The organism is Rhizobium sp. ARZ01 (genome assembly GCF_014851675.1).
Lineage (GTDB): Bacteria > Pseudomonadota > Alphaproteobacteria > Rhizobiales > Rhizobiaceae > Mycoplana.
The window spans coordinates 2,413,727-2,438,804 of sequence record NZ_JACVAE010000001.1; the positions used below are offsets into that span (position 1 = coordinate 2,413,727).

The following is a 25,078-nucleotide window of genomic DNA, read 5'->3' on the forward strand; positions in this document are numbered from 1 at the left end:
AAAAGCCGCAGGCAAATCATGGAAACCGCGTCATAATGCAGAAAGAGGCGCGAAACAATCCGTGAACATTTGAATTTTCGTGATGAAAACCATCAATTGGGCTTCGACCAACTAGAGTGGCAACAGGAGGCGGCCACCAGTCTCCCGATAGAAAATCTCGCTCCGTTGCGCTGTTTCACCGGCGTGCGCGGCCAGCTCGCGGTGGTCACACGGTCAGCTTTAGGGAGTACCCACACTGAACGTGTCGCAGTCCTGCACCCGGCCGCTGTCGAAGCCGCGCTTGAACCAGCGCTGGCGCTGCTCGGAGGTGCCGTGGTTGAAGCTCTCCGGCACGACATAGCCCTGCATGCGCTTCTGGATCGTGTCGTCGCCGATCTGGACCGCGGCGTTCAAGGCCTCCTCGAGGTCCCCGGCGCTCAGCAATCCCTTTTGCTCGGTATATTTGCCCCAGATGCCGGCATAGCAATCGGCCTGCAGCTCGACGCGGATCGACATCTCGTTGGCCTCCGCCTCGCTCATCTGCTGGCGGGCACGATTGAATTTCGGCAGGACTCCGGTGAGGTTCTGGACGTGATGGCCGACCTCGTGGGCGACGACATAGGCCTGGGCGAAATCGCCGGCGGCATCGAACCGGTTGGCCAATTCATCGAAGAAGGCCATGTCGAGATAGACCTTGTGGTCGCCCGGGCAATAGAAGGGACCGGACGCAGACGAAGCAAAGCCGCAGGCCGACTGGATCGAATTGGCGAAGAGCACGAGTTTCGGCTCCTCGTACTGGGCGCCGCTCGCCTGGAAAATGCCGTTCCAGACATCCTCGGTTTCCGCGAGCACGGTCGCCATGAACTGCTTGGTTTCCTCCTGCGCGGGCGAATTCGCATGGCTCGCGCTTTCGGTCTGCTCGAATCCCGGCAGGTTCACCTGCCCGCCGCTACCGCCAAGCACCTGCAGCAGGTCGACACCCATCATCCGCAGGATGAAATAGAGCGCGACCAGGAAAATGATCGTGCCGAAGCTCAGACCGCCGCCCGCACGGCGCGGCCCGCCGCCCATCGGGATTCGGAAGCCGCCTCCCCGGCCAAACGGGCTGTTGCCCAACCCGCCCCCACCGGCACCACGCTGATCCTCGACGTTGCTGGACTGACGGCGGCCCTTCCACTCCATGATCGAACTCCCTTGCCGCGACGGCACTCCTGCACGATGTCCGGACGCATCTTATAAGGTCTTTGCAGAACGCAAAAGTACCGAGTTGGTTGCTTTAACCAGCCGGGCTCGTCGTCGGCCGATAACGAAGCGCCCATCCGGTCGAGCGAGTGGGAGGTGGTAGCGTCACACCTGTTTAAGAACACCTTTGGAGAATCTCCCGTTTCCATCATTTTCGGGGTTCCTCTCCGGCTGGCATTTGCCTATAAGCCGCTTCTAGCCTTTAAAGACGATAGCCTTCGCGCCCCGGCCGGTGATCTCCCACCCTGGCCGGTTTTTCGCGCAGCGTACGAGAACGGATAGAGCCATGCCCAAGCGCCAAGACATCAAATCGATCCTCATCATCGGCGCGGGGCCGATCGTTATCGGCCAGGCCTGCGAATTCGACTATTCGGGCACCCAGGCCTGCAAGGCGCTGAAGGAGGAAGGCTACCGCGTCATCCTCGTCAACTCCAACCCGGCAACAATCATGACCGATCCGGGGCTGGCGGATGCGACCTACATCGAGCCGATCACGCCGGAAGTCGTCGCCAAGATCATCGCCAAGGAACGCCCAGACGCGCTGCTGCCAACCATGGGCGGCCAGACGGCGCTCAACACCGCGCTCTCCCTGAAGCGTATGGGCGTGCTCGAGCGCTACAATGTCGAGATGATCGGCGCCAAGCCCGCCGCAATCGACAAGGCCGAGGACCGTGCACTGTTCCGCGAGGCGATGGCGAAGATCGGGCTGGAAACGCCTAGGTCGCTGCTCGCCAACGCCACCGAGATCAAGGACCACGACCGCAAGGTGCATGAGGCCGAGCGCGCGAAGCTCAAGACCGAACTCGCCGGTGATGCGCTGGACAAGGCGCTGGACGAGCTGGAAAACCAGTGGAACCTCGGCGAGACCGACCGCAAGCAGCGCTACATGAGCCACGCCATGGCGATCGGCGCGCAGGCGCTCGACGAAATCGGCCTTCCTGCCATCATCCGCCCGTCCTTTACCCTCGGCGGCACCGGCGGCGGCATCGCCTACAACCGCTCCGAATTCTTCGAGATCGTCAACTCCGGCCTCGATGCCTCGCCGACGACGGAAGTGCTGATCGAGGAAAGCGTACTCGGCTGGAAGGAGTATGAGATGGAGGTCGTCCGCGACAAGGCGGACAACTGCATCATCATCTGCTCGATCGAAAACATCGATCCGATGGGCGTGCATACGGGCGACTCGATCACAGTCGCCCCTGCCCTCACCCTGACGGACAAGGAATACCAGATCATGCGCAACGCCTCGATCGCGGTGCTGCGCGAGATCGGGGTAGAGACCGGCGGCTCGAACGTGCAGTTCGCCGTCAATCCCGCCAATGGCCGCCTCGTCGTCATCGAGATGAACCCGCGCGTCTCGCGCTCGTCGGCGCTGGCTTCCAAGGCGACCGGCTTCCCGATCGCCAAGATCGCAGCAAAGCTTGCGATCGGCTACACGCTCGACGAATTGGAAAACGACATCACCGGCGGTGCGACGCCGGCCTCCTTCGAGCCTTCGATCGACTATGTCGTCACAAAAATTCCGCGGTTTGCCTTCGAAAAGTTCCCCGGCGCCGAGCCGACGCTGACAACCGCCATGAAGTCGGTCGGCGAAGTCATGGCAATCGGCCGCACCTTCGCCGAATCGCTGCAGAAGGCGCTGCGCGGCCTCGAGACCGGGCTCACTGGCCTCGATGAGATCGAGATCCCCGGCTACGAGGATGGCGACGGCAAAAATGCCGTGCGCGCCGCGATCTCCACGCCGACGCCGGACCGCCTGCGCATGGTGGCGCAAGCACTGCGCATGGGTTTCACACCGGAGGAGGTGCACGAGGCCTCGAAGATCGACCCGTGGTTCATCGCCCAGTTCAAGAACATTATCGACATGGAAGCGCGCATCCGCGAGCATGGCCTGCCGGAAGACGCGCAAAACCTGCGCATGCTGAAGGCAATGGGCTTCTCCGACGCCCGCCTTGCCACGCTTTCCGGAAAGCGGCCGAAGGAAGTGGCCGAACTGCGCAACAGCCTCGATGTGCGCCCGGTCTTCAAGCGCATCGACACCTGCGCGGCCGAATTCGCGTCGCCGACCGCCTACATGTACTCGACCTACGAGACCCCGTTCGCGGGCGCCACGCGCTCGGAAGCCGGCATCTCCGACCAAAAGAAGGTCGTCATCCTCGGCGGCGGCCCGAACCGCATCGGCCAGGGCATCGAGTTCGACTATTGCTGCTGCCATGCCGCCTTCGCGCTGAAGGACGCCGGCTATGAAGCAATCATGGTCAACTGCAACCCAGAAACGGTCTCGACCGACTACGACACCTCCGATCGCCTCTACTTCGAGCCGCTGACGGCCGAAGACGTGATCGAGATCCTCAAGGCCGAGCAGACGAACGGCACGCTCATCGGCGTCATCGTCCAGTTCGGCGGCCAGACACCGCTGAAGCTCGCCGAAGCGCTGGAAAAGAATGGCATCCCGATCCTCGGCACGGCACCTGATATGATCGACCTCGCCGAGGATCGCGACCGCTTCCAGAAGCTTTTGCAGAAGCTGGACCTGACGCAGCCGAACAACGGCATTGCCTATTCGGTCGAGCAAGCGCGCCTTGTTGCCGCCGAAATCGGCTTCCCGCTGGTCGTGCGCCCGTCCTACGTACTCGGCGGCCGCGCCATGCAGATCATCCATTCGGAATCGATGCTGCAGACCTACCTGCTCGACACGGTTCCGGGTCTCGTTCCTGAGGACATCAAGCAGCGTTATCCTAACGACAAGACCGGCCAGATCAACACGCTGCTCGGCAAGAACCCGCTGCTGTTTGATAGCTACCTGACCAACGCCGTCGAGGTCGACGTCGATGCGCTCTGCGACGGCGAAAGCGTGTTCGTCTCGGGCATCATGGAGCACATCGAGGAAGCCGGCATCCACTCGGGCGACTCGGCCTGCTCGCTGCCGGTGCGCACCCTTTCTCCGGAAATGGTCGACGAGCTGGAACGCCAGACCAAGGCGCTGGCGAAGGCGCTCAACGTCGGCGGCCTGATGAACGTGCAGTACGCCATCAAGGACGGCACGATCTACGTGCTCGAAGTCAACCCGCGCGCCTCGCGCACCGTGCCCTTCGTCGCCAAGACCATCGGCGCGCCGATCGCCAAGATCGCCGCCCGCGTCATGGCCGGCGAGACGCTGGATGCGGCGATTTCGGCCTACGGTCAGAAGCCCGATCCACGCAAGCTGAAACACATTGCCGTCAAGGAAGCAGTGTTCCCGTTTGCCCGCTTCCCCGGCGTCGACACGCTGCTCGGACCGGAAATGCGCTCGACCGGCGAAGTCATGGGCCTGGACACCAGCTTCCCGCTTGCCTTCGCCAAGTCGCAGCTCGGCGCCGGCGTCGACCTGCCACGCGACGGCGCAGTCTTCGTCTCTGTGCGTGACGAGGACAAGGAGCGCGTGCTGCCGGCCATACACATCCTCACCTCGATCGGCTTCAAGGTGCTCGCCACCTCCGGCACCGCCCGCTTCCTCGGCGAAAACGGCATCGAGGCGACCAAGGTCAATAAGGTCCAGGAGGGCCGTCCGCATATCGAGGACGCGATCCGCAACCGCCAGGTCCAACTCGTCATCAACACCACGGACGGTACGAAGGCGATCTCGGACTCCAAGTCCCTGCGCCGCGCCGCCCTGATGCAGAAGGTGCCCTATTACACGACCATGGCCGGCGCGGAAGCCGCAGCGCAGGCGATCAAGGCACTCAAGGAAGGCCAGCTCGAGGTGCACCCGCTGCAGAGCTACTTCTGAGCCCAATTGTAACCTGGGCGGCGTTGGTGCGGCGGCATGTAGAAATGCATGCAACACGCCACGCCGCCAAGGTTCTCCGGTGGTTGCACGAAAATCGCGGGGAAAAGACGCCGGTTCACAGGCAGACAGCTACGGGAAGCCCTCGCTGTTCTTTGCATAGCCTGTCGGCCACCACCGATTAAACTGGCTTTTGTTCGCCGGTTTCTGCTATAAGCGCCGTTCAAACAGTTCTGCGGGTTCCGGGAGTAATGCCCCGGAAACCGTTTTATTTTGCGTGCGTGCCAGTGGAAAGCCGGACGGCGCGATTGGAAGGACAGGATAAAATGGTCGAAAAGGTACCGATGACTCAGGGCGGTTTCGTCAAGCTGCAGGAAGAACTGCGCTGGCGCCAGCAGGAGGAGCGCCCGCGGATCATCGAAGCAATTTCCGAGGCGCGCGCCCATGGCGATCTTTCGGAGAATGCCGAATACCATGCCGCCAAGGAAGCGCAGAGCCACAACGAAGGCCGGATCAGCGAACTGGAAGATCTCGTTGCCCGCGCGGAGGTCATCGACCTGTCGAAGATGTCCGGCGACAAGGTCAAGTTCGGCGCCAAAGTGAAGCTTGTCGACGAAGACACCGAGGAAGAGAAGACCTACCAGATCGTCGGCGACCAGGAAGCCGACGTGAAGGCCGGCCGTATCTCGATCTCCTCCCCGATTGCACGCGCCCTGATCGGCAAGGAAGTCGGCGATTCGATCGAAGTGAATGCGCCGGGCGGCTCGAAGGCCTACGAAATCCTCGCCGTCACCTGGGGCTGAATGCCCTTCTGATGACGGCCTCCATGGATAAGCGCACGGCACGCGTCGACATCGCCGATGTCGACGTCATCGCGCCGAACTTCAAGCGGCGCCTTTCCGGCGTCACCTCGACGATCGTCCAACTGGTACCGATGCAACGGGCCATTGGTCAGCGCGTGGCGACCCTTGGCCCCGGACTGCCGGCGGACCTGCCGCATATCCGCTTCCGCGACCTCCTCTCCCTCTGGCGTCTGCCGGCCGGCCGCAGCCATCGCGTCTGGCACGCCCGCCGCAACACCGAGATGCTGCCTGGAATCTTCTTGCGCGACGTCCTGCGCATGCCGCTGAAGCTGCTCTTCACGTCCGCCGCCCAGCGCCGCCATAGCCGCTACACGAAGTTCCTCATCCGTCGGATGGATGCAGTGATCGCGACGAGCGTCCGCTCCGGCTCGTTCCTCGAAGTTCCGCACACGGTCGTTCAGCACGGCGTCGACCTTGAGCGCTTCCACCCGCCCGCTGGCCCCGACGACACGATCGCGGCAACGGACCTGCCCGGAAAATACCTCGTCGGCTGCTTCGGTCGCGTGCGCCACCAGAAGGGCACTGACCTTTTTGTTCGCGCGATGATCGAGCTCCTGCCGCGCTATCCTGACTGGACGGCCGTGATCTCCGGCCGCATCACGCCGGAACACACAGTTTTCGGCGACGGCTTGAAGGCCGAGATCGCGGCTGCGGGTCTCACCGACCGCATCGTCTTTCTCGGCGAGGTAGACGACATCAAGCCTTGGTACCGCCGCCTGACACTCTATGTCGCCCCCTCGCGTAACGAAGGTTTCGGCCTGACACCTCTGGAAGCGATGGCCTCGCAGACGGCAGTCGTGACGTCGGATGCCGGGGCCTATGCGGAAATGACAATCGAGGGCGAGACCGGAAGCGTCGTGCCCGCCGGTGACGGTACGGCACTCACGACAGCGATAGAACGCTACATCACTAATCCGGACGCAACGATCCACGCCGGCCGAAAAGCACTGGCGCATGTGCACGCGAACTTTGCGCTTGAGAAGGAAGCCTGCGCGCTCGGCGAAGTCTATGAAGGACTCCTCAGCCAGAAGGCCACCCGGAGATAGGATCATTGTTCACCGTCAGATAGATTGATGCAGGCCGCGAATAGCACTCGGTTATCCGGTGGCAACACCGCGCGCAAAGTTGTCGTCGTAGGGAAAGCCGGCAGAAATGAGCGCTGAGAGGGGCGAGTGATTGACGATCGCTATGCCTTGAGTCCCAGCGACCTGCTGCGCAAGAACGAAATGCGCAATAATCCGCGGCGCCCCGCGCACCACCCCGGATGATGCGACGTTCCCGTCCATCTCGTAAAACCGCGGCTGATCGGCATTGGCAATATCGATACCGATCAGACCGATCGAACGCGGCCGACAAAACATTGCGAACTGAAGCGCGGAAATTGCCACCGACCCGCCCTGAAATACGCCTCGGTCCGGATCCAGCGAGATTCCGGCGTCTCTTTTCTCATCCACGACCACGAAAGGCAGTGGCGCCAGCGCGCGCAAGTCGCACCTTTCGGCGCCATATGGTTTCCGCAGGTCGTCTATCAATATGATCGACCGATTGTGCAGAAACGCTGGATCGATCTCACAGATCGCACGAATGACAGAAACGGATAGAAGCAGGATCGTGCCCGGTGCGAGCTTTCTTTTCAACAAGTCGAACCGTTTCCAGATGAAGCGCTCGTCTTCAACCGCCACCGCGAGAGGATCGGCAATCGCGTCGTTGCACAGCGTCACGGCACCATTGAGCAGGATTGCCGACCGCTCGGGCAAGACTTCGACCCTCGTATCCTTGACCGATGGCCCCGAGCCGACGATGTAGATCTCTTCGCCGCTCTGACTTTTCAGGATCGCGGCCGGGCGCAATGTACCCACACGGCGGTTGCGATAAAGGATCGGCCTCGTCCCGTCTGTTTCGGCCACTCCGAAGGCGAGATGAGGCAGCCATTGCTGCGCGTGCCGCCGACGCCGGCCGAGGAACAGCTCGCATGCCAGCTTAACAAGGGTTCGGCGCAAGGGACGTTCGGACAAAAACGACATGGCCCGCTATAGCGGCGCGTCGGCCAATAGACAACCGATCGCGGCCTAACACGGGGTACCGAAGAGCAAATGGCAAGCACGCAGCATTTCGTCGCATCGTTGTTTCTGCCGTGCAGCCACTATAAAGCACTCCGGACGGGCAAGCCCGGCCAACGCAATTTCATCTACCCGAAAGACGCAGTGAGTGAGCCTGAACGCAGTAATCTTGAACGACACCCGGGGTGACAATCATTTTGGCTGCGTCCGTGTCATGCGCATGATCGAGGCGAACCTTGCGGTTCGCGGCATCACCGTGCTTGCCCGTAGCATGGTCCGAACGAACTGGGAAAAGAACCGTTCCTTCCTGGAAGCCATGGCAAACAGCGACCTCATTGTCATCAACGGCGAGGGAACGCTGCATCATGGCAGCCGCCATGGCGAAAGGCTGCTGAAAGTGGTCAACCATCCGGCCCGCGCCAACAAGCCGGTGGCGTTGATAAATGCACTCTATCAGGACAATCCGGAGCATTGGGGCCGCTATCTGGAAAAAATGTCATTGATATCGACACGGGATTCGAGAAGCGCCGCGGCGGTAACGGAGGCCAGCGGACTTTCGGTCGATGTCGTGCCGGATCTCTCGCTTTCCGCTGGCGCCGAGCCGCGACCAGGCATGCTCGTTCGCGATCGCTTACTGATTGGCGACTCGGTGTCACGCAACGTATCAGCCAGCTTGCTGGCGCTGCGCGACATGCATCCGGAGGCCTATTTCCTGCCGATTTTGCGGACGATCAAACCCAGTAAGCCACATTTCCCATTGCCGCTGCGGCTTCTTCGGCAAGGTTACATTGAACTGCACGCCCGTGCCTTTGCGCTTAGCGAGAACCGCGTGCTGTACAGCCGCAGCGAGCCGGAATTCATCGCAGCGTTGCGGCGTGGCAGGCTACACGTAACGGGCCGCTTCCACGCGATCTGTTTCTGCCTCTTCACGCGTACGCCGTTTCTTGCCGTCGGCTCGAACTCCTGGAAGATCGAGGCACTACTCGAGGACTTTGGGCTCGGGAAACGACGCCTGGTCACGCAGGATCAAGTGGCCACGCACCTTGAGGCACCGGACGAGCTCGCTTTCACCGACGAAGAACAGCGAGCGATCACCGCCGGACTTACGATGAGCCACAACCGAACCGCACGCCTCTTCGATCGCCTGAAGGAGATAGCCGTCAACGGCACGGCATAAGCGAGCCCCCGTACTTCAGCTCGGCAACCACCACGGTGGCTTTCGTGTTTGCTGGCCGCATTTCAAGCCTTCGGTTTTTTGCGTATCTTTTTCCCGAAACCGTTTCCGCTTTCGGGGACATGCCCTAGTTGAGCGAGAAGCGCAGGTCGGACGCGATGAGATCCATGACGTAGCGTTTCTCCGCCGCGCCACTGTGCGGAGAAGACCGGCGGGCGCGATTATCCGACAGGGAAGCACTCGCGAAGAAATCGAACCCGTAGAGGTCGATTTTACGGCAGCCAGAACGGCTAAGAAGTTCGATTACCATCAGGCCGGTCGTGGGTCGACTGCGAATCCTCTCCCGCAACCGGCCATGATGCTCCGCCGAATACAGAAAGAGCGTTGATAGACGAGCGATCCAACGCGGTATTGCATCTTGGGGCGGGGACATCCACAACAGGTGGCGCGCGCCCCTGCCTTCCATCAGCGTTCTTTCGAGCGGGATGCTCGTTGCGATCATGTCGGTCCGGGTACCGTGCGAGCGTGCATTTGGCATCGGCGCACGATTAAAGCGGATGATCAAGTCGTGTGCGTCGATGTCTTCACCGCAGCAGTCGTCAGCGAGCCGACTGGCATTGCCAACCAGTGCAACGCTTTTTCCCTCCAACAGCTCGAAGAGCTCCCGTTCGCCGAGAGCGGAACGGTACTCGATGTCGAGAAGCCGCCTCAGATGCCCGATGATTTTTCGGGTCTTCTTTTCGACCTTCTGACGGAGATAGGCGTACATTGTTCCAGCACTCCACGTCGTTTCGTAACAGGCTCAGCGGAGAGCGGAGTTTTCCGTAACGAGATGGTAGAGCACCCGCGCCAACAACATGTTTTTCGGTTTGAGATAGGAACGGAAGTAGGGAATATCCTCCAGCGGGCGAGTGTTCATCGCGTGCTGCTCCTTGGGCGTCAACTCATGATAGGAATAGCTGCCGCGGTTGAAGGGCAGTAGCGACGATCGCCGGCGACCGTTTCGGTAGGAAACCGGAAACGGCACATGCATCACCACCGGCGCAAAGGGAAACAGGCGTTGGTAACCGAGAGCGCTGAGTGCCCTCTTGTTCTCCGACTCCGAATCGAGGAACTTCCAGCCCAGTGCGTTCAGAGTAGACAGACGCAGGATACCGACGTCCGCATAAGATCCGCGATAGTCGCCGGCCCGGAATCGGTAGGCTTTGCAATCGGCAATGATTTCGTAGTCATAGGCCTTGCGCAGAAAGCGCGGATCGACCTGAAGGACCTTGTCGTCATATGCAAACATCCGGTCGTATTGTGCCAATATCTCGGTATCCAGGCGCCGAACGAATTGCATGTCGTCCTGCACCATAAACAGATATTCGAAGCCCTGCTCAGTGGCATAGGCGCACATCTTCTGGACGTTGTCGTAAAGGTTTCCATGCTTTCGACCCGCCTTGGGCTGATCTGAAACGAAGATCCTGTCAAAATAGTTACGATAGCTATCGATGACCTGAAGCGTCTGCTCATCCTCGCTCTGGTCGTCGATGATGACGGTCGGAAAGCCAGCGCACATCTTACGCGTCGACGCGATGCAACGATCAAGCGTTGACCCCATGTTGTAGGAAAAAATGCAGATCAACGTATTTTGGGGGGTTAGCATACCGTGAGGTCTTTCATTCGCGGATCACAGGGCAGCCATGGAGCACAGCACCCCCTCACACCTCCACCAACCCCAGCTTCTTGACCTGGCGGATCGTCAGCATGGTGCGGACCGTGTCGACGTGTTCGTTCGCCGTCAGCACCTCGATGACGAAATCCTGGAAGCGGGTGAGGTTTTCGGCGACGCAGTGCAGCAGGAAATCGCTGTCGCCGGAGACCATCCAGGCCTGGCGGACGAGCGGCCATTCGGCGGTGGCGGCGGCGAAGGCCTTGAGATTGGCCTCCGACTGATGCTTCAGGCCGACCATGCAGAAAGCGACGAGGTCGAAGCCGAGCGCTGGTGCGTTCAGCATCGCGTGGTAGCCCTCGATGATGCCGGCCTCCTCCAGCTTGCGCACCCTGCGCAGACAGGGCGGAGCGGAGATGCCGGCTTTGGCGGCGAGATCCACATTGGTCATGCGGCCGTCGGCCTGCAGTTCCTTCAAAATCTTGATGTCGATGGCGTCGAGTTCGGCGCGAAACACGGGTTGCTTCCTTGATTGATTAGAGGGCGCATTACCAGAAACGTCCGAGGAACATAAGATAATTGCATCAACATGAACAAAAATGTCGCGGCTTACGCCAAGCCTGTTGGCAAGTGCGGCCTTGCCCTTGAATATAGGGAGGCCGCACTCATAAATGAGCGTCACAATCGACACAGTCCGCGCCGGCGCTTGCCGGGAGCCCGGGCGAGCTATGCCAAGGAGAGCAGCCATGTCTGCCCGTCACGTCAAGGTTCTGATCATCGGCTCCGGCCCGGCCGGTTACACCGCCGCCATCTATACGGCGCGTGCCATGCTGGAACCGGTGTTGATCGCCGGCATGGAACAGGGCGGCCAGTTGATGATCACCACGGACGTGGAGAATTATCCGGGATATGCCGAACCCGTGCAGGGCCCGTGGATGATGGAACAGATGCTGCAGCAGGCCCAGCATGTCGGCGCCGAGATCGTCAACGACCTCGTCACCGAGGTCGACCTCGACGTTCGCCCCTTCCGCGTTCGCACCGACAGCGGCGCCGAGTGGACGGCGGACGCGCTGATTATCGCCACCGGTGCCAAGGCGAAGTGGCTCGGTATCGAGACCGAGCACAAATTCCAGGGTTTTGGCGTCTCGGCCTGCGCCACCTGCGACGGTTTCTTCTATCGCAACAAGGACGTGATCGTCGTCGGCGGCGGAAATTCGGCCGTGGAAGAGGCGCTCTATCTCTCCAACCTCGCAAAGTCTGTCACGGTCGTCCATCGCCGCGACAGCTTCCGCTCGGAAAAGATCCTGCAGGAACGCCTGTTCGCCAAGGCGAATGTCAAAGTGATCTGGGACCACGAGGTAATCGAATACCTTGGCGCCGAGGCAAAGCCGCCGATGCCCGCCTCCGTTAACGGCGTTCGGTTGAGAAACACCAAGACCGGAGCTGTGACCGACATGGCGACCGATGGTGTCTTCGTGGCCATCGGCCATGCGCCGGCGGTAGAGCTTTTCGTCGGCAAGTTGAAGCAGAAGCCGAACGGCTATCTCTGGACCGCGCCGGATTCGACGGCGACCGACGTGCCAGGCGTGTTCGCCGCGGGCGACGTGACGGATGACATCTATCGCCAGGCAGTGACCGCAGCCGGCATGGGCTGCATGGCCGCGCTGGAAGCGGAAAAGTACCTGGCAGGTCATATGCCTGTCGCAATTGCGGCCGAGTAGAAGCCGCCAATAAAACGTGAGGCGGGCTTCCGGCCCGCGATCGCGGGAGTGGGAACAGAACATTAGCAACCGAGGCGGGAAACCAGCGGTTCCCCGCCTTGAAGTCATATGGGAGTAAAAAAGAATGGCGCTCGACTGGGACAAGCTGCGGATATTTCATGCCGCGGCCGAGGCCGGCTCGTTCACACATGCAGCCGACAAGCTGCACCTCTCACAATCAGCCATCAGCCGTCAGGTCAGCGCGCTGGAGCAGGATGTCGGCATCAAGCTCTTTCATCGCCATGCCCGCGGCCTGATCCTGACCGAGCAGGGCGAGATCCTCTATCGCACGGCGCATGAAGTGCTGATGAAGCTCGAAAGCGTGCGGGTACAACTGACCGAGACGACCGAGAAACCGAGCGGCAAGCTTCGGATCACGACCACGGTCGGCCTCGGCCAGGGCTGGTTGACCGATAAGGTGCAGGAGTTCCTCGCGCTCTATCCGGACATGCAGGTCCAGCTTCTGCTCGACAACGAGGAGTTGGACGTCAACATGCGCCACGCCGATTGTGCGATCCGCCTGCGCGAGCCGCAGCAATCGGACCTGATCCAGCGCAAGCTCTTCACCGTGCACATGCACGTCTACGCCGCGCCCTCCTACATCAACCGCTACGGCGAGCCGCAGTCGATCGATGATCTCGACCACCACAAGATCATCACCTTCGGCGAGCCAGCGCCGAACTACCTGCTCGATGTGAACTGGCTGCAGATCGCCGGTCGCGATTCGGATAACCCGCGCCCTTCCGTGTTGCAGATCAACAGCCTGACCTCGATCAAGCGTGCCTGCCTGCTGGGCATCGGCATCGCGATGCTGCCTGACTATATCGTCGGCCGCGATCCCGGCCTGCTGCAACTGGTCACGAATGCCGACGTTCCTTCGTTCGACACCTATTTCTGCTACCCGCACGAGATGAAGAACGCCGCAAAACTGAAGGTTTTCCGCGATTTCATCGTCTCGAAAGCGCGCAACTGGAACTTCTGACGCGGGCAACGCGGGGCTGGATCGATAGGTCTGCGCCTACCGCATGGCTGGCATGCACATTAAATGATTGATGTCTGCCCAGAAAAGCAGCATATCGCACCCAGCTGATGCACTTTGGTGGCTTTTTCCTCCCAGTGCCACCGCAGCAGCTGTTCCCCTCTGGAGGTTTTTACCTTCACAACTATAAAGGGCCCAAGTTCATCTTGCGGCCCTCTTTTTTTGCCTTCGAAATACTTTTCTCACTACTTTTCGCGATGCGGCATTTCGCTCCCTTGAAATGTCGATCCGCCTGCCCCATATCCACCTCAGTCGATGCGTTTGGCGGTTTTCTCCTCCCAGTACCGCCGCGTCGGCTGTTCCCCTCTGGAGGTTTTTACCTTCACACCTACAGGGCCCAAGCTTCCGCTTGTGGCCCTCTTTTTTTGCTACCTCGTGGGGCATGACCGATGGCACTCGGCCACGGCTTTGCCGCGCCCACTTGATTTTGCGCAAAGAAAGGTGGAGCCGGGGGATACATAGTGCCTCTACAAGGGAGGAGCGCCATGTTGGACCACTCGCTGATGCACGTATTCGAAATGATGGCCGCCCGCTGGAAGGGTTATCGCGACAGTGCGCAAATGCTTCGCAATCTGACCCAGCTCGGGCCGAGGGAAATCGGTACGATCGCTGCGGACTGCGGGCTGACATCCGAGCAGTTTTGCGATGTGGTCGGACGAGGACCACATGCCGCCGATGAGCTTGGGAACGTGATGACGGCTCTCGGCATCAACGCCGAAGCGCTTCAGCACAAGGACAGAACAGCTTTCAACGACATGACGCGCGTCTGCGCGGCGTGCTCTCACAAGGCGGCCTGCCGGCGAAGCATCCGCAATGGAACGATCGTAACCGACCATGTCGCCTTCTGCAACAATTCTGACGTCCTGGCGGAATTCCAGAGGGCATCTGGCGCGGTTCGGATGCGATCGGGCACAAAAACGCACTGACGTCCGATCCCCAGCCCGTTGCGAGCGGGTAGGACGACATGGTGAAACGAGTGCCCCGAGGCACTTGCTCCACCATACCGTTTTTCGTTGCACTGGCGCACTCACGCGCTTGTGATTTAAATATCGCCAATTCTCGATATATGTATCGCTACATCGCGATGCGACGAAGCGAGACGACGATGGACGCGGACGAAATCCTCAAAGCCCTGGCCCACCCGGCCCGCACGCAGATCTTGAACTGGCTCCGCGAGCCGGAACTGCACTTCAGCACACAGGAGCACCCCCTCGACATGGGCATCTGTGCCGGCCAGTTCGAACGCTGCGGCCTGTCACAGTCGACCGTTTCGGCCCATCTCGCCGTCCTGCAGCGGGCCGGCCTCGTCACCACGCGGCGCGTCGGCCAGTGGATCTTCTACAAGCGAAACGAGGAAACGATCGCAGCATTCCTGAAGCACATCAACTCGACGCTCTGACAAGGCGCTTTTCCCTGAGCAACCGCCTCCCACGTCTGCTCGCTCTCCCAGCCGAAAAGGAAATCCCATGACCAGTCTTTTCGACCCCATTGCCGCCGGCGACATTCAGCTGGCCAACCGCATTGTCATGGCGCCGCTGACGCGGAACCGTTCGCCGAAGGCGGTGCCCAACACGCTGAACGTCGCCTACTACGAACAGCGTGCCAGTGCCGGGCTGCTGATCACCGAAGGCACGGCGATCACGCAGCAGGGACAGGGCTACGCCGACGTTCCGGGCCTTTACACACCCGAGGCACTCGCCGGCTGGGAAAACGTGACGGATGCCGTCCATCGCGCCGGCGGCAGGATCGTCGTGCAGATGTGGCATGTCGGCCGGATCTCCCATACGAGCCTGCAGCCGAACGGCGGCCAACCAGTCGGCCCCTCGGCCATAACAGCGAAATCGAAGACCTACATCCTCAACGAGGACGGCACCGGCGGCTTCGCGCCAACCTCCGAGCCCCGCGCACTCGAAATTTCCGAGATTGGCGGCATTGTCGAGGATTACCGCAAGGCAGCGCGGGCGGCGATCGACGCCGGCTTCGATGGCGTAGAGGTCCACGCCGCCAACGGTTACCTGCTCGACCAGTTCCTGCGTTCCGGCAGCAACCACCGTACCGATGCCTATGGCGGATCGATCGAGAACCGCGCACGTTTCCTGTTCGAGGTCGTGAATGCGATCACCAGCGAGATCGGCGCCGGTCGCACCGCCATCCGCATCTCGCCCGTGACGCCCGCAAACGACGCCTTCGACCCCGACCCGCAGCCTCTCTTCAACCACGTGGTTTCGGGCCTGCCAAACGATCTTGCTTACATCCACCTGATCGAGGGGGCAACGGGCGGGGCACGCGACCACCAGCAGGGATCCGCGCCGTTCGACTATGCTGCGCTGAAGGCGGCATATCGGGACAAGGGCGGCAAGGCCGTCTGGATGGTCAACAACGGCTACGAGCGGGAACTGGCACAGAAAGCCGTTCAGAGCGGCTATGCCGACCTCGTCGCCTTTGGCAAGCTCTTCATCGCCAACCCGGACCTGGTCGAGCGCTTGCGTGAGAACACACAGCTCAACTCGCCCGACCAGGCAACGTTCTACGGCGGCGGTGCAAAGGGTTACACCGACTATCCAGCGCTGGAAAACGTCGCTTAGGCGCGCTCGGGGCGGACGCAGGCGACTGCGCCTGCCCTTTCTGACAGGAAGGCTTAAGACCGTTTTCGCCATTCGGTCTTCCTCCTCCTGCCCGTTCGATGCTATCAATTCGGACAACGTCTGAGCCTCGAGGGTCGAAGCGATGTCTGCGAAAAAGCGGCGGCGCAGGACTTCGTGCAGGAAAGCCTTGTCGTTTCAGCACGCGGCTTGGCTGGCGATGTCTCTTGGGGCCAGCCCCCTCGCTCCACAAACTGCGTTCGCACAGCCGGAATGGCGTGCGCCTCCCCCATGCCTCTACTCCACGCACCTGGCTGACGGAGCGCGCCTCTGCGTGCGGCCGGAGACCTTCAATCGCGATATCTGCACGGCGATCGAGGGTTTTGCCCTGGACAACGCACTGCCGCCGGAATATTTCGCCCGGCTCATCTGGCGCGAAAGCCTGTTCCGCCCGAATGCGGTCAGTCCGAAGGGGGCGGAGGGTATAGCTCAGTTCATGCCGGGTACGGCAAAGCTGCGCGGTCTGAGGGACAGTTTCCATGCGCTGGATGCCCTCGGCAAGTCTGCGGAGTATCTGGCAGACCTGCGCGACCGCTTCGGTAATCTCGGCCTTGCGGCCGCCGCCTATAATGCCGGCGAAGGCGGACTGACGAGCTTTCTCGCCAAAGGCACCCTGCCCTTCGAGACACGTGCCTACGTGATGGCCATCACGGCCCACTCGGCGGAAGAATGGAAGGACAGTCCGCCGGACAAGCTCAATCTGGCGCTGGACAAGGATAGGCCCTTCATCGAGGCCTGCATCGCACTCGCCGAGAGCCGGCAGATGAAGGAGATCATTTATTCGACTGACGATGGCACCTGGGCGCCATGGGGCGTGCAGCTCGCCTCCCACTTCAGCAAACCGGCCGCCCATCGTCTTTTCACGATGGCGGTGGAGCGACTGCCCCCGCCTCTGAATACCGAAAAACCATTCATCCACCGCGAGCGCCTGCCCGCGTTCGGTCTCCGCCCCCGTTTCACCGCCCGCATCGGCCGGCAAACACGGGAGGAGGCTGATGACCTCTGCAACCAGATCCGCAAGGCCGGCGGCGCCTGCGTCGTCTTCCGCAACTGAAATAGGTCAGTGTCTTATCAGAGCTCGGTCGGCATCTCTCGCCTGCAAAACCGCCGAGGATCTCATGCAGCCGGATGAAGGTTCTGTGGCAAGTGGATGGATGTGGGAATAATTTACGAACCGAGCCACCTGCAAGGGCGCAGCACGTTTCGACAATCATCAGGCGACGGACTGTAACGATGGCACCCTTTCGCAAACTGAGAACATGGTTGGGCTTGAGGAAGAAGCCCGCTGCTCTTCCACGCGGGGTCACGATCGGCCGGTATACCTACCGCGTGACCCCCGCGCATTTCCATGGATCGAGCTTCGAGTGCCAGGTGCATATCGGGAGCTTTTGTTCCATTGCCGAGCACGTCGTGTTTGTGCAGATGGCAGATCACGACTTGAGCAGGATCTCGTCATTTCCTCTTGCGCGACGGGTGTTCGGTTCAACGGAAAGCAACGTGACGACCAAGGGACCGATTTCGGTGGGTCATGACGTATGGATCGGCCGCAATGCGCTGATAATGTCCGGCGTGACGATCGGTCATGGCGCGGTTATCGGCGCCGGGGCCGTAGTGACCAAAGACGTGCCCCCATACGGTATTGCCGTCGGAAATCCTGCCCATGTCGTCAAGTATCGCTTTTCTCCGGAAGAGATAGCTCTTTTGCTCCGGGTGCAGTGGTGGTCTTGGGACGACGCTACCCTTCAATCCCATCAAGCCCTTCTGACCGGTCCATCGGAAGCCTTTATCGAACATTTCGCGGCGCATTCGCATGACGCTAATGGTTGAGCGGCCGAGTTGGCTCGCTCGCGCGAATTTGCTTCCATTCCTGCGCCTTTAGTCAAATGGCAAAGGCCATGACGTGCCCAATGTCCGAAATGGACTAGAAACAGTCGCGGTGGCATTTGCCACCCAGCCGCCCCCATTCCCGTTGCCAATCATTGCAGCAGCGTTATCTTTCCGAGGATAGACGTTCGCCAAGCGCTGATCGCAGGCACGGAAACCGATCGTGACGAAACTCCGCCGCGCCAGACAGGAGCACCTCCTTCTCCTCTCCCTACTCGTGGCGATCGCCGCCTACGCCGCGGAACACCACATTCTGGCGGCTGGACGCACCGTTGCCCTGATTGCCGCTTTCACCTTCGTCGCGACGATCATCCTTGCCTCCACCAGAGTCGCCCACCACGCCGAAGTGCTGGCGGTCAAGGTCGGAGATCCATATGGGACGATGATCCTGACCCTTTCGGCGGTGCTGGTCGAGGTGGTGGTGCTCGGCATCATGATGCAGGTGGCGACATCGCCGACGCTCGTGCGCGACACGATCTACGCAGCAGTAATGCTCGACATCAACGGCATCATTGGCCTTGCCGCACTGCTCGGCGGATTGCGCCACGGCGAGCAGCCGTACAACGACGACTCGAGCCGGACCTACGGCGTGATGATCCTGACGGCGATGGGCATCTCGATGATCGTGCCCGAATTTGTGCCGCATGAGCACTGGAAGCTCTATTCCGCCTTTACAATCTGCGCGATGGTCGCGCTCTACACACTCTTCCTGCGTCTGCAGGTTGGCCGGCACAGCTATTTCTTCAGCTATGCCTATCCGCGCGCGGACCTCCGCGGGCCACTCGACAAGCATCCAGAGGCCGACGAGCCCGCCCTGCCCTCGATTCTGGTCATCCTTGCCGGTGTCGTCGTCATCGGCGCGCTCGCCGAGGCGATGGCGGCCACGCTCAACACCGGCCTTGAGGGCAGCGGCGCCCCACCCGCATTGATGGCCGTGATCGTCGCGGCGATCTCGGCAGCACCCGAAATCTTGACTGCGATGCGCGCGGCACTTGCCAACCGGATGCAGTCGGTCGTCAACATCGCCATGGGCGCCTCGCTCTCGACCGTCATCCTGACCGTGCCGGTGATGGAGGCCATCGCGCTCTACACCGGCCAACCCTTCATCATGGCGATGACGCCGGTGCAGAGCGTCATGACCGTCATCACCCTCGTCGTCGCGGCGATCAACCTCAACGACGGCATGACGAACGCGATCGAGGGCATGACCCACTTCATCCTCTTCACAACCTTCGTCATGCTGACCGTGATCGGGCTTTAGCAAGCCAAATCAGATATTTGCGCCAACGACTGGAATCTCGATGCAAGAAGGCTGAATCGGATTGCGAATGGCGTAACCTGACGTCAGGTTGAAAACCGCCCGACAAAAAACCCGCCATCGCTGGCGGGCTTTTCAGAACAGGAGAAGCGCTTACTTGCAGGCGGCGCAGAAGCGCTGGATGCGCTTGCAGGCTTCCTCGAGCTGGGCTTCGGAGGTCGCATAGGAAATGCGGAAGTTGGGGCCGAGGCCGAAGGCCGAACCGTGGACAACGGCGACGCCTTCGGCTTCCAGAAGCTCGGAGACGAAGTCCTCGTCGGTCTCGATGACCTTGCCCGACGGCGCAGTCTTGCCGATCAGGCCCTTGCACGACGGATAGACGTAGAAAGCGCCTTCCGGCGACGGGCACTCGATGCCCTTGGCCTGGTTGAGCATCGAGACGACGAGGTCGCGGCGACCTTCGAAGATCTTCTTGTTTGCCGGGATGAAATCCTGCGGACCGTTCAGCGCCTCGACTGCGGCCCACTGGGCGATCGAGCAGGCGCCAGACGTCTGCTGACCCTGGATCATGTCCATGGCCTTGATGAGGTTGAGCGGGCCAGCGGCATAGCCGATGCGCCAGCCAGTCATGGCATAGGCCTTGGAAACACCGTTCATCGTCAGGGTGCGGTCGTAGAGCTTCGGCTCGACTTCGACCGGGGTGGCGAACTTGAAGTCGCCATAGGTCAGGTGCTCGTACATGTCGTCCGTCAGGATCCAGACATGCGGATGCTTCAACAGCACATCCGTCAGCGCCTTAAGCTCGTCGTGCGTATAGGCAGCACCCGAGGGGTTGGACGGCGAGTTGAAGATGAACCACTTCGTCTTCGGCGTGATCGCGCGGTCGAGGTCTTCCGGCTTCAGCTTGAACTTGTTCTCCTGCGTGGTGGCTACGAAAACTGGCGTGCCGCCGCACAGCGCCACCATCTCTGGATAGGAGACCCAGTAAGGTGTCGGGATAACGACTTCATCGCCCGCATTCATCGTTGCCATGAAGGCGTTGAAAAGAATCTGCTTTCCGCCGGTTCCGACGATCGTCTGGGCCGGCGTGTAGTCGAGATTGTTTTCACGCTTGAACTTCTTGACGATCGCCTCGCGCAGTTCGGGAATGCCGGCAACGGGCGTGTACTTCGTCTCACCGCGGTTGATCGCGTCGATCGCGGCATGCTTGATATTGTCGGGCGTGTCGAAATCCGGCTCACCGGCTCCAAGGCCGATCACATCGCGGCCCTTGGCTTTCAGATCGCGCGCTTTCTGCGAGACGGCGATGGTGGCGGAGGGCTTCACACGGGAAAGGGCATCGGCAAGAAAGGCCATGGTCGGTTGTCCGTTTTCGGGTTCAAAGACAGCGTGAGGCCATGGAGCGCCTCTCAAGGGCCCATGACGGTAAGGTCTATGGCCAAACTAGCCGGGCCTTGCAAGGCTCGGCGCCGAAAAAACGCGCGCTTCGGCGCTATTTGGCGGCCAGATGAATAAGTTTCATCGACGTCATCAATGCCGGGAATGCGCCGTGCCTCACCATCTCACCAAAACACATCGAATGCCTGTAAAGCCGTCGATTGGCGGCATTCGATCGGAATTCTTTAAGACAGTTTAACGTGTGTAGAACTATAGTTTTGAAGCGACCGGCAGGGCTGGAACGCGCCGGATGACCGCAGATGACAGAACGCAGCATATTCGCCAACCTCATAAGAAACGACGACGGTAACGCTTCAGCCGTCCATGGTCCCTACCTTCTCCAGTCCGCACTTCAGCCGATCCTGCGCGAGACGGGCGAGCTCGGGTACGAACTCGAGGCGATCGAAGGGCTTGTGCGCGTCAGCCGCGACGGTATGCCGATCCCTTCGTCCGACTTCTTCACGCTGATCGATGAAGAGGACCGGCCGATGGTGGACAGCCTCTGTCGCAGCCTTCACATTCTCAATACCGGTCTTCTGGGGCGGAAGGGCGTGACCTTACTGGTCAATTCGCAGCCCGACCTGTTCGATTCTCCCCACGCGATCCGCCAGGAAATCGATCGCATGCGGCTTGCGGCGCACGAGGCGAACCTGTTCCCCTCGAGCATTGCTTGTGAAATTCGCGAATTGCCCGGCGACGATCCGGATGTGCTGGAGCGATTTGCCAGACAGTTGCACGAAGCGGGTTTTCTCGTGGCGATCGACGAGTACGCGGCGACGGATCACGATCTCAACCGGCTATCGCGTCTTCGCCCCGATTTCTTGAAGTTCGATCCCATCTGGGTGCATCGGTTTGCCGACAATACCGCCGGCGTCGCGCTCATGCGGGTGATCGTCGCCCAACTCGAACGCGAAGGAATCCGCCCGATCGTGCCGGGCGTGGAGGACGACGCGCAGGTCGAGTTGTGCCGGGAAATAGGAATGCCGCTGATGCAGGGCTACCTGTTGGGCCGGCCGCAGATTGTGCCGACATCCCTCAATCTCGATTTCCCGGAAGAACCACGCCGTCCGGCCGCGAACCCGGCACACGCCGCACCAGACGGCACCCTGCGCCTCGCGCACGAGGGCAGGCAGCAGCGAACCGTCCCGCGGTTTGGACGCCGCATCGCCTGAAGCCCGGCGCAGGCTCGCAACGACACCAATGTTGCGTGTTGGCAAGCCCCGTTTGGAGCACCCTTAAACGTGCGAGTGTGGCGAAGTATTCGCGGAAATCGGCAAGCGGTTCGACTATTTGCAACTGCCATGATTTGACCACAACAACTGTCGGGACGTGCCGCATTTCAGTCCCCCTAGCGCCGATTTCCGGGTGCCTTCTGCCACCCAACCGGGCATCAAGCCCATCGGACGCGAGAGCCAGGGGACAGGGAGATGTTCATCGACGACGAAAAGCCTGCAAGGGACCATCGGAGACGTGAAGGCCGTGCAGTCTTCTACATCACCGTGACGGCACTTGCCGCCTGCGTGCTGATGATCGTCGGCCTGATGAATGTCGCCCAAGCCAATTCCTTCGACGATACGCCCACGGTTCTGCAAGGCGAAATCGGCGAGACGCATGTGTCACTCGCTTTCGATCACGCCGACACCGACGCCACGGTCGACCTGACGACAACTGCGAGCATCAAGAGAAATGAGCACGACGCTTCATCCACGATCGATGAGCGGTTGGCGGCCGCGCTCGGACTGGCAGGGTTCATCGTTGTGGCAGGTGTCAGCCAGATGTTCAGCCGCGGGATGCACCGCTCGCCAGCATCGGCAGCCCCCTGGCGCAGCGAGGCCTGAAGACGCGCACACCCCATTCTCGAATGTCGGCCGCTACGTGGCACAGGCATCTTGAAAACGCATGTCTCCCGCTTCAATTATGTAGGAAGGGAGAATTGATGCAGAACCGGATGATAAGCAGCGGGATCAGCAGAGTATCGAGACGGACGAGCCGACTGGCGGGCGCGGCACTCATCCTGAATGCGATGCTGCTCACGCCAACTGCTGCCGAGCCGCAAGCGTTTCCCAGCAAGAAGGCGAGCCTGCTGGTCGAGGCGCTGGCCTCGGGTCTCGACCATCCGTGGTCCGTCGAGGTTCTCCCGGATGGCGCCTATATCGTCACTGAGCGGTCTGGGTCCCTGCGCATTATCCGCAACGGCAAGGTGTCTGCGCCGATCCATGGCGTCCCCCGTGTGTTTGCGCGAGGCCAGGGCGGGCTACTCGACCTGGCTCTTTCGCCCAACTTCGCGACCGACCGCACCCTGTATCTGACCTATAGCAAACCGGGCTCTGGCGGCACCGGAACAGCCCTCGCACGTGCCACGCTTGCCGCCGACGAGAAAAGCCTTGAAAACTTCCGGCAGATCTTCACGATGAACAGGTCCTCTCGCAAGAGCCAACATTTCGGTTCGCGCATCGCCATTGCCGCGGATGGAAGTCTGTTCTTCGGCATCGGCGACCGGGGAGACCGCGCGCGTGCGCAGGATCCGCGCGATCACGCCGGGTCGGTCCTGCATATCAATGCCGATGGCAGCATTCCCGGCAGCAACCCCTTTGCCGGGCACGATGTCGGTTTGCCGGAGATCTGGTCGAAAGGCCATCGTAATCCGCAAGGCATCGACATCGACCCCAAGGACGGCAGGCTTGTCACCGTCGAGCACGGCGCACGCGGCGGCGATGAAATCAACTATCCGCAGCCAGGCAAGAATTATGGTTGGCCGGTCATTACCTACGGCAAGGATTACTCCGGTGCTGAGATCGGCGAAGGAACAGCCAAGGACGGCTACGAGCAGCCTGCCTACTACTGGGACCCATCGATCGCTCCGGGAGCGCTCGCCGTCTACCGCGGCGCGATGTTTCCGGAGTGGGACGGCAATCTTCTTGTCGCCGCGCTGAAATACCAGATGCTCGTGCGGCTTGAGCGTGACGAGTCGGGCGCCATCGTCGGCGAGGAACGGATGTTTGACGGTGCGTACGGGCGCTTCCGCGATGTCAGAGTGGCGCCCGACGGAGCAGTGCTTCTACTGACGGACGAAGGCAACGGGCAGTTGCTCCGCCTCTACCGCGCCCCCTCCTCCCAATAACGCGAACCAAAAGCTGCCAATAATGAACTGGGAGGCTGCGTGCCGCCTCTCGGGTCTTGCTCAAATTCCGGGTGCCTGCTAACGGATCGGCATCCGTATCCCCCACATCGAGGGCCATCATGACGCGCCTCCAGGCGAACTTTCTTTTGTTGCTTGCCGGTGCCATCTGGGGCGTAGGCTTCATTGCGCAATCGACGGCGATGGAAACGCTGGGGCCTATGTGGTTCATTGGCCTGCGATTTGCGGTTGCGACATTGGTGGCGTTGCCCTTTGCCCTTGCTGAAAAGAAGCGCGCCAAGGCGCAGGTCCGCATCGCAGACAAGATCGGTTTCCTGTTAACCGGGCTTGCCCTCTTTCTGGCTGCGGCCTCGCAACAGGTGGGGTTGCTCACCACCTCGGTCACCAATTCCGGCTTTCTCACCGGACTCTACGTCGTCTTCACCCCCATCCTGACCGTGTTCATCCTGCGCAAGCGCCCGCATTGGGTCATCTGGCCGGCCGCAGCGATGTCGACCGCCGGTATTTTCCTCCTAAGCGGCGGCACCTTCTCGACGTTGACGGTCGGCGATTTGCTGACAATTCTCTGCGCGCTCCTGTGGTCCATCCAGATGATCAGCGTCGGCACATTCGCCGGCCGCTCGGGGCGGCCGTTGGCACTGTCGATGGTGCAGTTCGCCGTCTGTGCCGTGCTCGGCTGTGCTGTTGCCGCTTTGGTAGAGCCAATCAGCCTTTCGGCGGTCAAGGGTGCCTTGCCGGAGATCCTCTTTGCCGGCTTTTTTGCGAGCGGGCTCGCCTTCATCTGCCAGAATGTTGCGCAACGCTACACGACCGCGCCGCAGGCTGCGATCTTCCTGTCGAGCGAAGCGCTGTTTGCCGCCCTTTTCGGCGTGCTCCTGCTCGGCGAGAGCATCAGCCTGGCGGGCTATGCCGGATGCGCCATCATCTTTGTGGCAATGCTCGCAACGGAGCTCGTGCCGGAATTCTTGAAGGGCAAGGAACGCGCCGCCGCGGCTGCATAAATGACTCATTACTGAACATGCGAATAAAATTCGTCGACTAATTCTATGATCTAACCCGCGATTAGCGATCCATCGCCAATATAGCCCGCCTATTAGTCCTACAACTTCGCCGAAATTCTGCAAGATTTTTGGGCAACAGCCTGAAAACTGGCCGAAGTGAGGCGGCATATCAGCAAATTG

At 60.8% G+C, this 25,078-nt stretch carries 22 protein-coding genes; 16 read left to right on the forward strand and 6 right to left on the reverse strand.

Annotated elements, in window-relative coordinates:
• Nucleotides 1-219 precede the first annotated feature (219 nt).
• Nucleotides 220-1,161: a neutral zinc metallopeptidase gene (locus tag IB238_RS11475; protein WP_192246302.1), complete on the reverse strand. Its 942-nt coding sequence runs from the start codon at nucleotides 1,159-1,161 to the stop codon at nucleotides 220-222.
• Between the two features lie 346 nt (nucleotides 1,162-1,507).
• Between IB238_RS11475 and carB the strand changes: the two genes are divergently transcribed.
• From carB to IB238_RS11490, 3 genes are all read left to right on the forward strand, one after another.
• Nucleotides 1,508-4,990 carry a carbamoyl-phosphate synthase large subunit gene (carB, locus tag IB238_RS11480; RefSeq protein ID WP_192246304.1) on the forward strand — a complete coding sequence of 1,161 codons (3,483 nt, stop codon included), beginning with the start codon at nucleotides 1,508-1,510 and terminating at the stop codon, nucleotides 4,988-4,990.
• 323 nt (nucleotides 4,991-5,313) lie between these two features.
• The gene (greA, locus tag IB238_RS11485) at nucleotides 5,314-5,790 is read left to right on the forward strand and encodes a transcription elongation factor GreA (RefSeq protein ID WP_192246306.1); all 477 of its coding nucleotides are present in this window, start codon (nucleotides 5,314-5,316) and stop codon (nucleotides 5,788-5,790) included.
• Nucleotides 5,791-5,813: 23 nt separating this feature from the next.
• On the forward strand, nucleotides 5,814-6,896 hold the full coding sequence (locus tag IB238_RS11490; RefSeq protein WP_192246308.1) for a glycosyltransferase family 4 protein: 1,083 nt from the start codon (nucleotides 5,814-5,816) through the stop codon (nucleotides 6,894-6,896).
• A gap of 51 nt (nucleotides 6,897-6,947) precedes the next feature.
• On the opposite strand, the gene IB238_RS11495 is transcribed toward IB238_RS11490, so the two are convergent.
• Nucleotides 6,948-7,709 carry a glycosyl transferase gene (locus tag IB238_RS11495; protein WP_348648227.1) on the reverse strand — a complete coding sequence of 254 codons (762 nt, stop codon included), beginning with the start codon at nucleotides 7,707-7,709 and terminating at the stop codon, nucleotides 6,948-6,950.
• A 370-nt stretch (nucleotides 7,710-8,079) separates the two neighbouring features.
• Here IB238_RS11495 and IB238_RS11500 point away from each other — a divergent pair, with 370 nt between their 5' ends.
• On the forward strand, nucleotides 8,080-9,087 hold the full coding sequence (locus IB238_RS11500; protein WP_192246310.1) for a polysaccharide pyruvyl transferase family protein: 1,008 nt from the start codon (nucleotides 8,080-8,082) through the stop codon (nucleotides 9,085-9,087).
• 124 nt (nucleotides 9,088-9,211) lie between these two features.
• Here IB238_RS11500 and IB238_RS11505 read toward each other — a convergent pair whose 3' ends face one another.
• The 3 genes from IB238_RS11505 to IB238_RS11515 are packed head-to-tail and all read right to left on the reverse strand — an operon-like array spanning nucleotide 9,212 to nucleotide 11,255.
• On the reverse strand, nucleotides 9,212-9,853 hold the full coding sequence (locus IB238_RS11505; RefSeq protein ID WP_192246312.1) for a glycosyltransferase family 29 protein: 642 nt from the start codon (nucleotides 9,851-9,853) through the stop codon (nucleotides 9,212-9,214).
• 33 nt (nucleotides 9,854-9,886) lie between these two features.
• The gene (locus IB238_RS11510) at nucleotides 9,887-10,732 is read right to left on the reverse strand and encodes a glycosyltransferase family 2 protein (RefSeq protein WP_192246314.1); all 846 of its coding nucleotides are present in this window, start codon (nucleotides 10,730-10,732) and stop codon (nucleotides 9,887-9,889) included.
• Nucleotides 10,733-10,787: 55 nt separating this feature from the next.
• Complete coding sequence (locus tag IB238_RS11515; RefSeq protein ID WP_192246316.1) at nucleotides 10,788-11,255, reverse strand: Lrp/AsnC family transcriptional regulator; 468 nt, start codon at nucleotides 11,253-11,255, stop codon at nucleotides 10,788-10,790.
• 229 nt (nucleotides 11,256-11,484) lie between these two features.
• On the opposite strand from IB238_RS11515, the gene trxB reads away from it, so the two are divergent.
• From trxB to IB238_RS11555, 8 genes are all read left to right on the forward strand, one after another.
• Nucleotides 11,485-12,459, forward strand: a complete 975-nt coding sequence (gene trxB / locus IB238_RS11520; RefSeq protein WP_192246318.1) for a thioredoxin-disulfide reductase — start codon at nucleotides 11,485-11,487, stop codon at nucleotides 12,457-12,459.
• Nucleotides 12,460-12,583: 124 nt separating this feature from the next.
• Nucleotides 12,584-13,480 carry a LysR family transcriptional regulator VtlR gene (locus tag IB238_RS11525; RefSeq protein ID WP_192246320.1) on the forward strand — a complete coding sequence of 299 codons (897 nt, stop codon included), beginning with the start codon at nucleotides 12,584-12,586 and terminating at the stop codon, nucleotides 13,478-13,480.
• Between the two features lie 542 nt (nucleotides 13,481-14,022).
• Nucleotides 14,023-14,463 (forward strand): DUF6455 family protein, encoded by a 441-nt coding sequence (locus IB238_RS11530; RefSeq protein ID WP_192246322.1) that lies wholly within the window; start codon nucleotides 14,023-14,025, stop codon nucleotides 14,461-14,463.
• Between the two features lie 179 nt (nucleotides 14,464-14,642).
• On the forward strand, nucleotides 14,643-14,936 hold the full coding sequence (locus IB238_RS11535; protein WP_192246324.1) for a metalloregulator ArsR/SmtB family transcription factor: 294 nt from the start codon (nucleotides 14,643-14,645) through the stop codon (nucleotides 14,934-14,936).
• 67 nt (nucleotides 14,937-15,003) lie between these two features.
• The gene (locus tag IB238_RS11540) at nucleotides 15,004-16,122 is read left to right on the forward strand and encodes an alkene reductase (protein WP_192246326.1); all 1,119 of its coding nucleotides are present in this window, start codon (nucleotides 15,004-15,006) and stop codon (nucleotides 16,120-16,122) included.
• 217 nt (nucleotides 16,123-16,339) lie between these two features.
• Nucleotides 16,340-17,233 carry a lytic transglycosylase domain-containing protein gene (locus tag IB238_RS11545; RefSeq protein ID WP_246723640.1) on the forward strand — a complete coding sequence of 298 codons (894 nt, stop codon included), beginning with the start codon at nucleotides 16,340-16,342 and terminating at the stop codon, nucleotides 17,231-17,233.
• A gap of 179 nt (nucleotides 17,234-17,412) precedes the next feature.
• A complete protein-coding gene (locus IB238_RS24965) occupies nucleotides 17,413-18,006 on the forward strand; it encodes a CatB-related O-acetyltransferase (protein WP_210333481.1) in 594 nt (197 codons plus the stop codon).
• Between the two features lie 220 nt (nucleotides 18,007-18,226).
• Nucleotides 18,227-19,324, forward strand: coding sequence for a calcium:proton antiporter (locus tag IB238_RS11555; RefSeq protein WP_192246330.1), 1,098 nt, complete (start codon nucleotides 18,227-18,229; stop codon nucleotides 19,322-19,324).
• Between the two features lie 150 nt (nucleotides 19,325-19,474).
• On the opposite strand, the gene IB238_RS11560 is transcribed toward IB238_RS11555, so the two are convergent.
• Nucleotides 19,475-20,677, reverse strand: a complete 1,203-nt coding sequence (locus tag IB238_RS11560; RefSeq protein WP_192246332.1) for a pyridoxal phosphate-dependent aminotransferase — start codon at nucleotides 20,675-20,677, stop codon at nucleotides 19,475-19,477.
• 341 nt (nucleotides 20,678-21,018) lie between these two features.
• On the opposite strand from IB238_RS11560, the gene IB238_RS11565 reads away from it, so the two are divergent.
• The 4 genes from IB238_RS11565 (at nucleotide 21,019) to IB238_RS11580 (ending at nucleotide 24,898) form a co-directional block, all read left to right on the forward strand.
• On the forward strand, nucleotides 21,019-21,930 hold the full coding sequence (locus tag IB238_RS11565; protein WP_192246334.1) for an EAL domain-containing protein: 912 nt from the start codon (nucleotides 21,019-21,021) through the stop codon (nucleotides 21,928-21,930).
• Nucleotides 21,931-22,185: 255 nt separating this feature from the next.
• A complete protein-coding gene (locus tag IB238_RS11570; protein ID WP_192246336.1) occupies nucleotides 22,186-22,596 on the forward strand; it encodes a hypothetical protein in 411 nt (136 codons plus the stop codon).
• A 185-nt stretch (nucleotides 22,597-22,781) separates the two neighbouring features.
• Nucleotides 22,782-23,879: a PQQ-dependent sugar dehydrogenase gene (locus IB238_RS11575; protein ID WP_246723641.1), complete on the forward strand. Its 1,098-nt coding sequence runs from the start codon at nucleotides 22,782-22,784 to the stop codon at nucleotides 23,877-23,879.
• Nucleotides 23,880-23,998: 119 nt separating this feature from the next.
• On the forward strand, nucleotides 23,999-24,898 hold the full coding sequence (locus IB238_RS11580; protein ID WP_192246340.1) for a DMT family transporter: 900 nt from the start codon (nucleotides 23,999-24,001) through the stop codon (nucleotides 24,896-24,898).
• Nucleotides 24,899-25,078 lie beyond the last annotated feature (180 nt).

Bases quoted from the DNA above. Each gene is read 5' to 3' on its own strand.
- IB238_RS11530 (WP_192246322.1), top strand. From the start codon at position 14,023: ATGTTGGACCACTCGCTGATGCACGTATTCGAAATGATGGCCGCCCGC.
- IB238_RS11545 (WP_246723640.1), top strand. From the start codon at position 16,340: ATGTCTCTTGGGGCCAGCCCCCTCGCTCCACAAACTGCGTTCGCACAG.
- IB238_RS11505 (WP_192246312.1), bottom strand. From the start codon at position 9,853: ATGTACGCCTATCTCCGTCAGAAGGTCGAAAAGAAGACCCGAAAAATC.
- carB (WP_192246304.1), top strand. From the start codon at position 1,508: ATGCCCAAGCGCCAAGACATCAAATCGATCCTCATCATCGGCGCGGGG.
- IB238_RS11510 (WP_192246314.1), bottom strand. From the start codon at position 10,732: ATGCTAACCCCCCAAAATACGTTGATCTGCATTTTTTCCTACAACATG.
- IB238_RS11475 (WP_192246302.1), bottom strand. From the start codon at position 1,161: ATGGAGTGGAAGGGCCGCCGTCAGTCCAGCAACGTCGAGGATCAGCGT.
- greA (WP_192246306.1), top strand. From the start codon at position 5,314: ATGGTCGAAAAGGTACCGATGACTCAGGGCGGTTTCGTCAAGCTGCAG.
- IB238_RS11490 (WP_192246308.1), top strand. From the start codon at position 5,814: ATGGATAAGCGCACGGCACGCGTCGACATCGCCGATGTCGACGTCATC.
- IB238_RS11575 (WP_246723641.1), top strand. From the start codon at position 22,782: ATGCTGCTCACGCCAACTGCTGCCGAGCCGCAAGCGTTTCCCAGCAAG.
- IB238_RS24965 (WP_210333481.1), top strand. From the start codon at position 17,413: ATGGCACCCTTTCGCAAACTGAGAACATGGTTGGGCTTGAGGAAGAAG.
- IB238_RS11535 (WP_192246324.1), top strand. From the start codon at position 14,643: ATGGACGCGGACGAAATCCTCAAAGCCCTGGCCCACCCGGCCCGCACG.
- IB238_RS11565 (WP_192246334.1), top strand. From the start codon at position 21,019: ATGACAGAACGCAGCATATTCGCCAACCTCATAAGAAACGACGACGGT.
- IB238_RS11580 (WP_192246340.1), top strand. From the start codon at position 23,999: ATGACGCGCCTCCAGGCGAACTTTCTTTTGTTGCTTGCCGGTGCCATC.
- trxB (WP_192246318.1), top strand. From the start codon at position 11,485: ATGTCTGCCCGTCACGTCAAGGTTCTGATCATCGGCTCCGGCCCGGCC.
- IB238_RS11540 (WP_192246326.1), top strand. From the start codon at position 15,004: ATGACCAGTCTTTTCGACCCCATTGCCGCCGGCGACATTCAGCTGGCC.
- IB238_RS11525 (WP_192246320.1), top strand. From the start codon at position 12,584: ATGGCGCTCGACTGGGACAAGCTGCGGATATTTCATGCCGCGGCCGAG.
- IB238_RS11560 (WP_192246332.1), bottom strand. From the start codon at position 20,677: ATGGCCTTTCTTGCCGATGCCCTTTCCCGTGTGAAGCCCTCCGCCACC.
- IB238_RS11570 (WP_192246336.1), top strand. From the start codon at position 22,186: ATGTTCATCGACGACGAAAAGCCTGCAAGGGACCATCGGAGACGTGAA.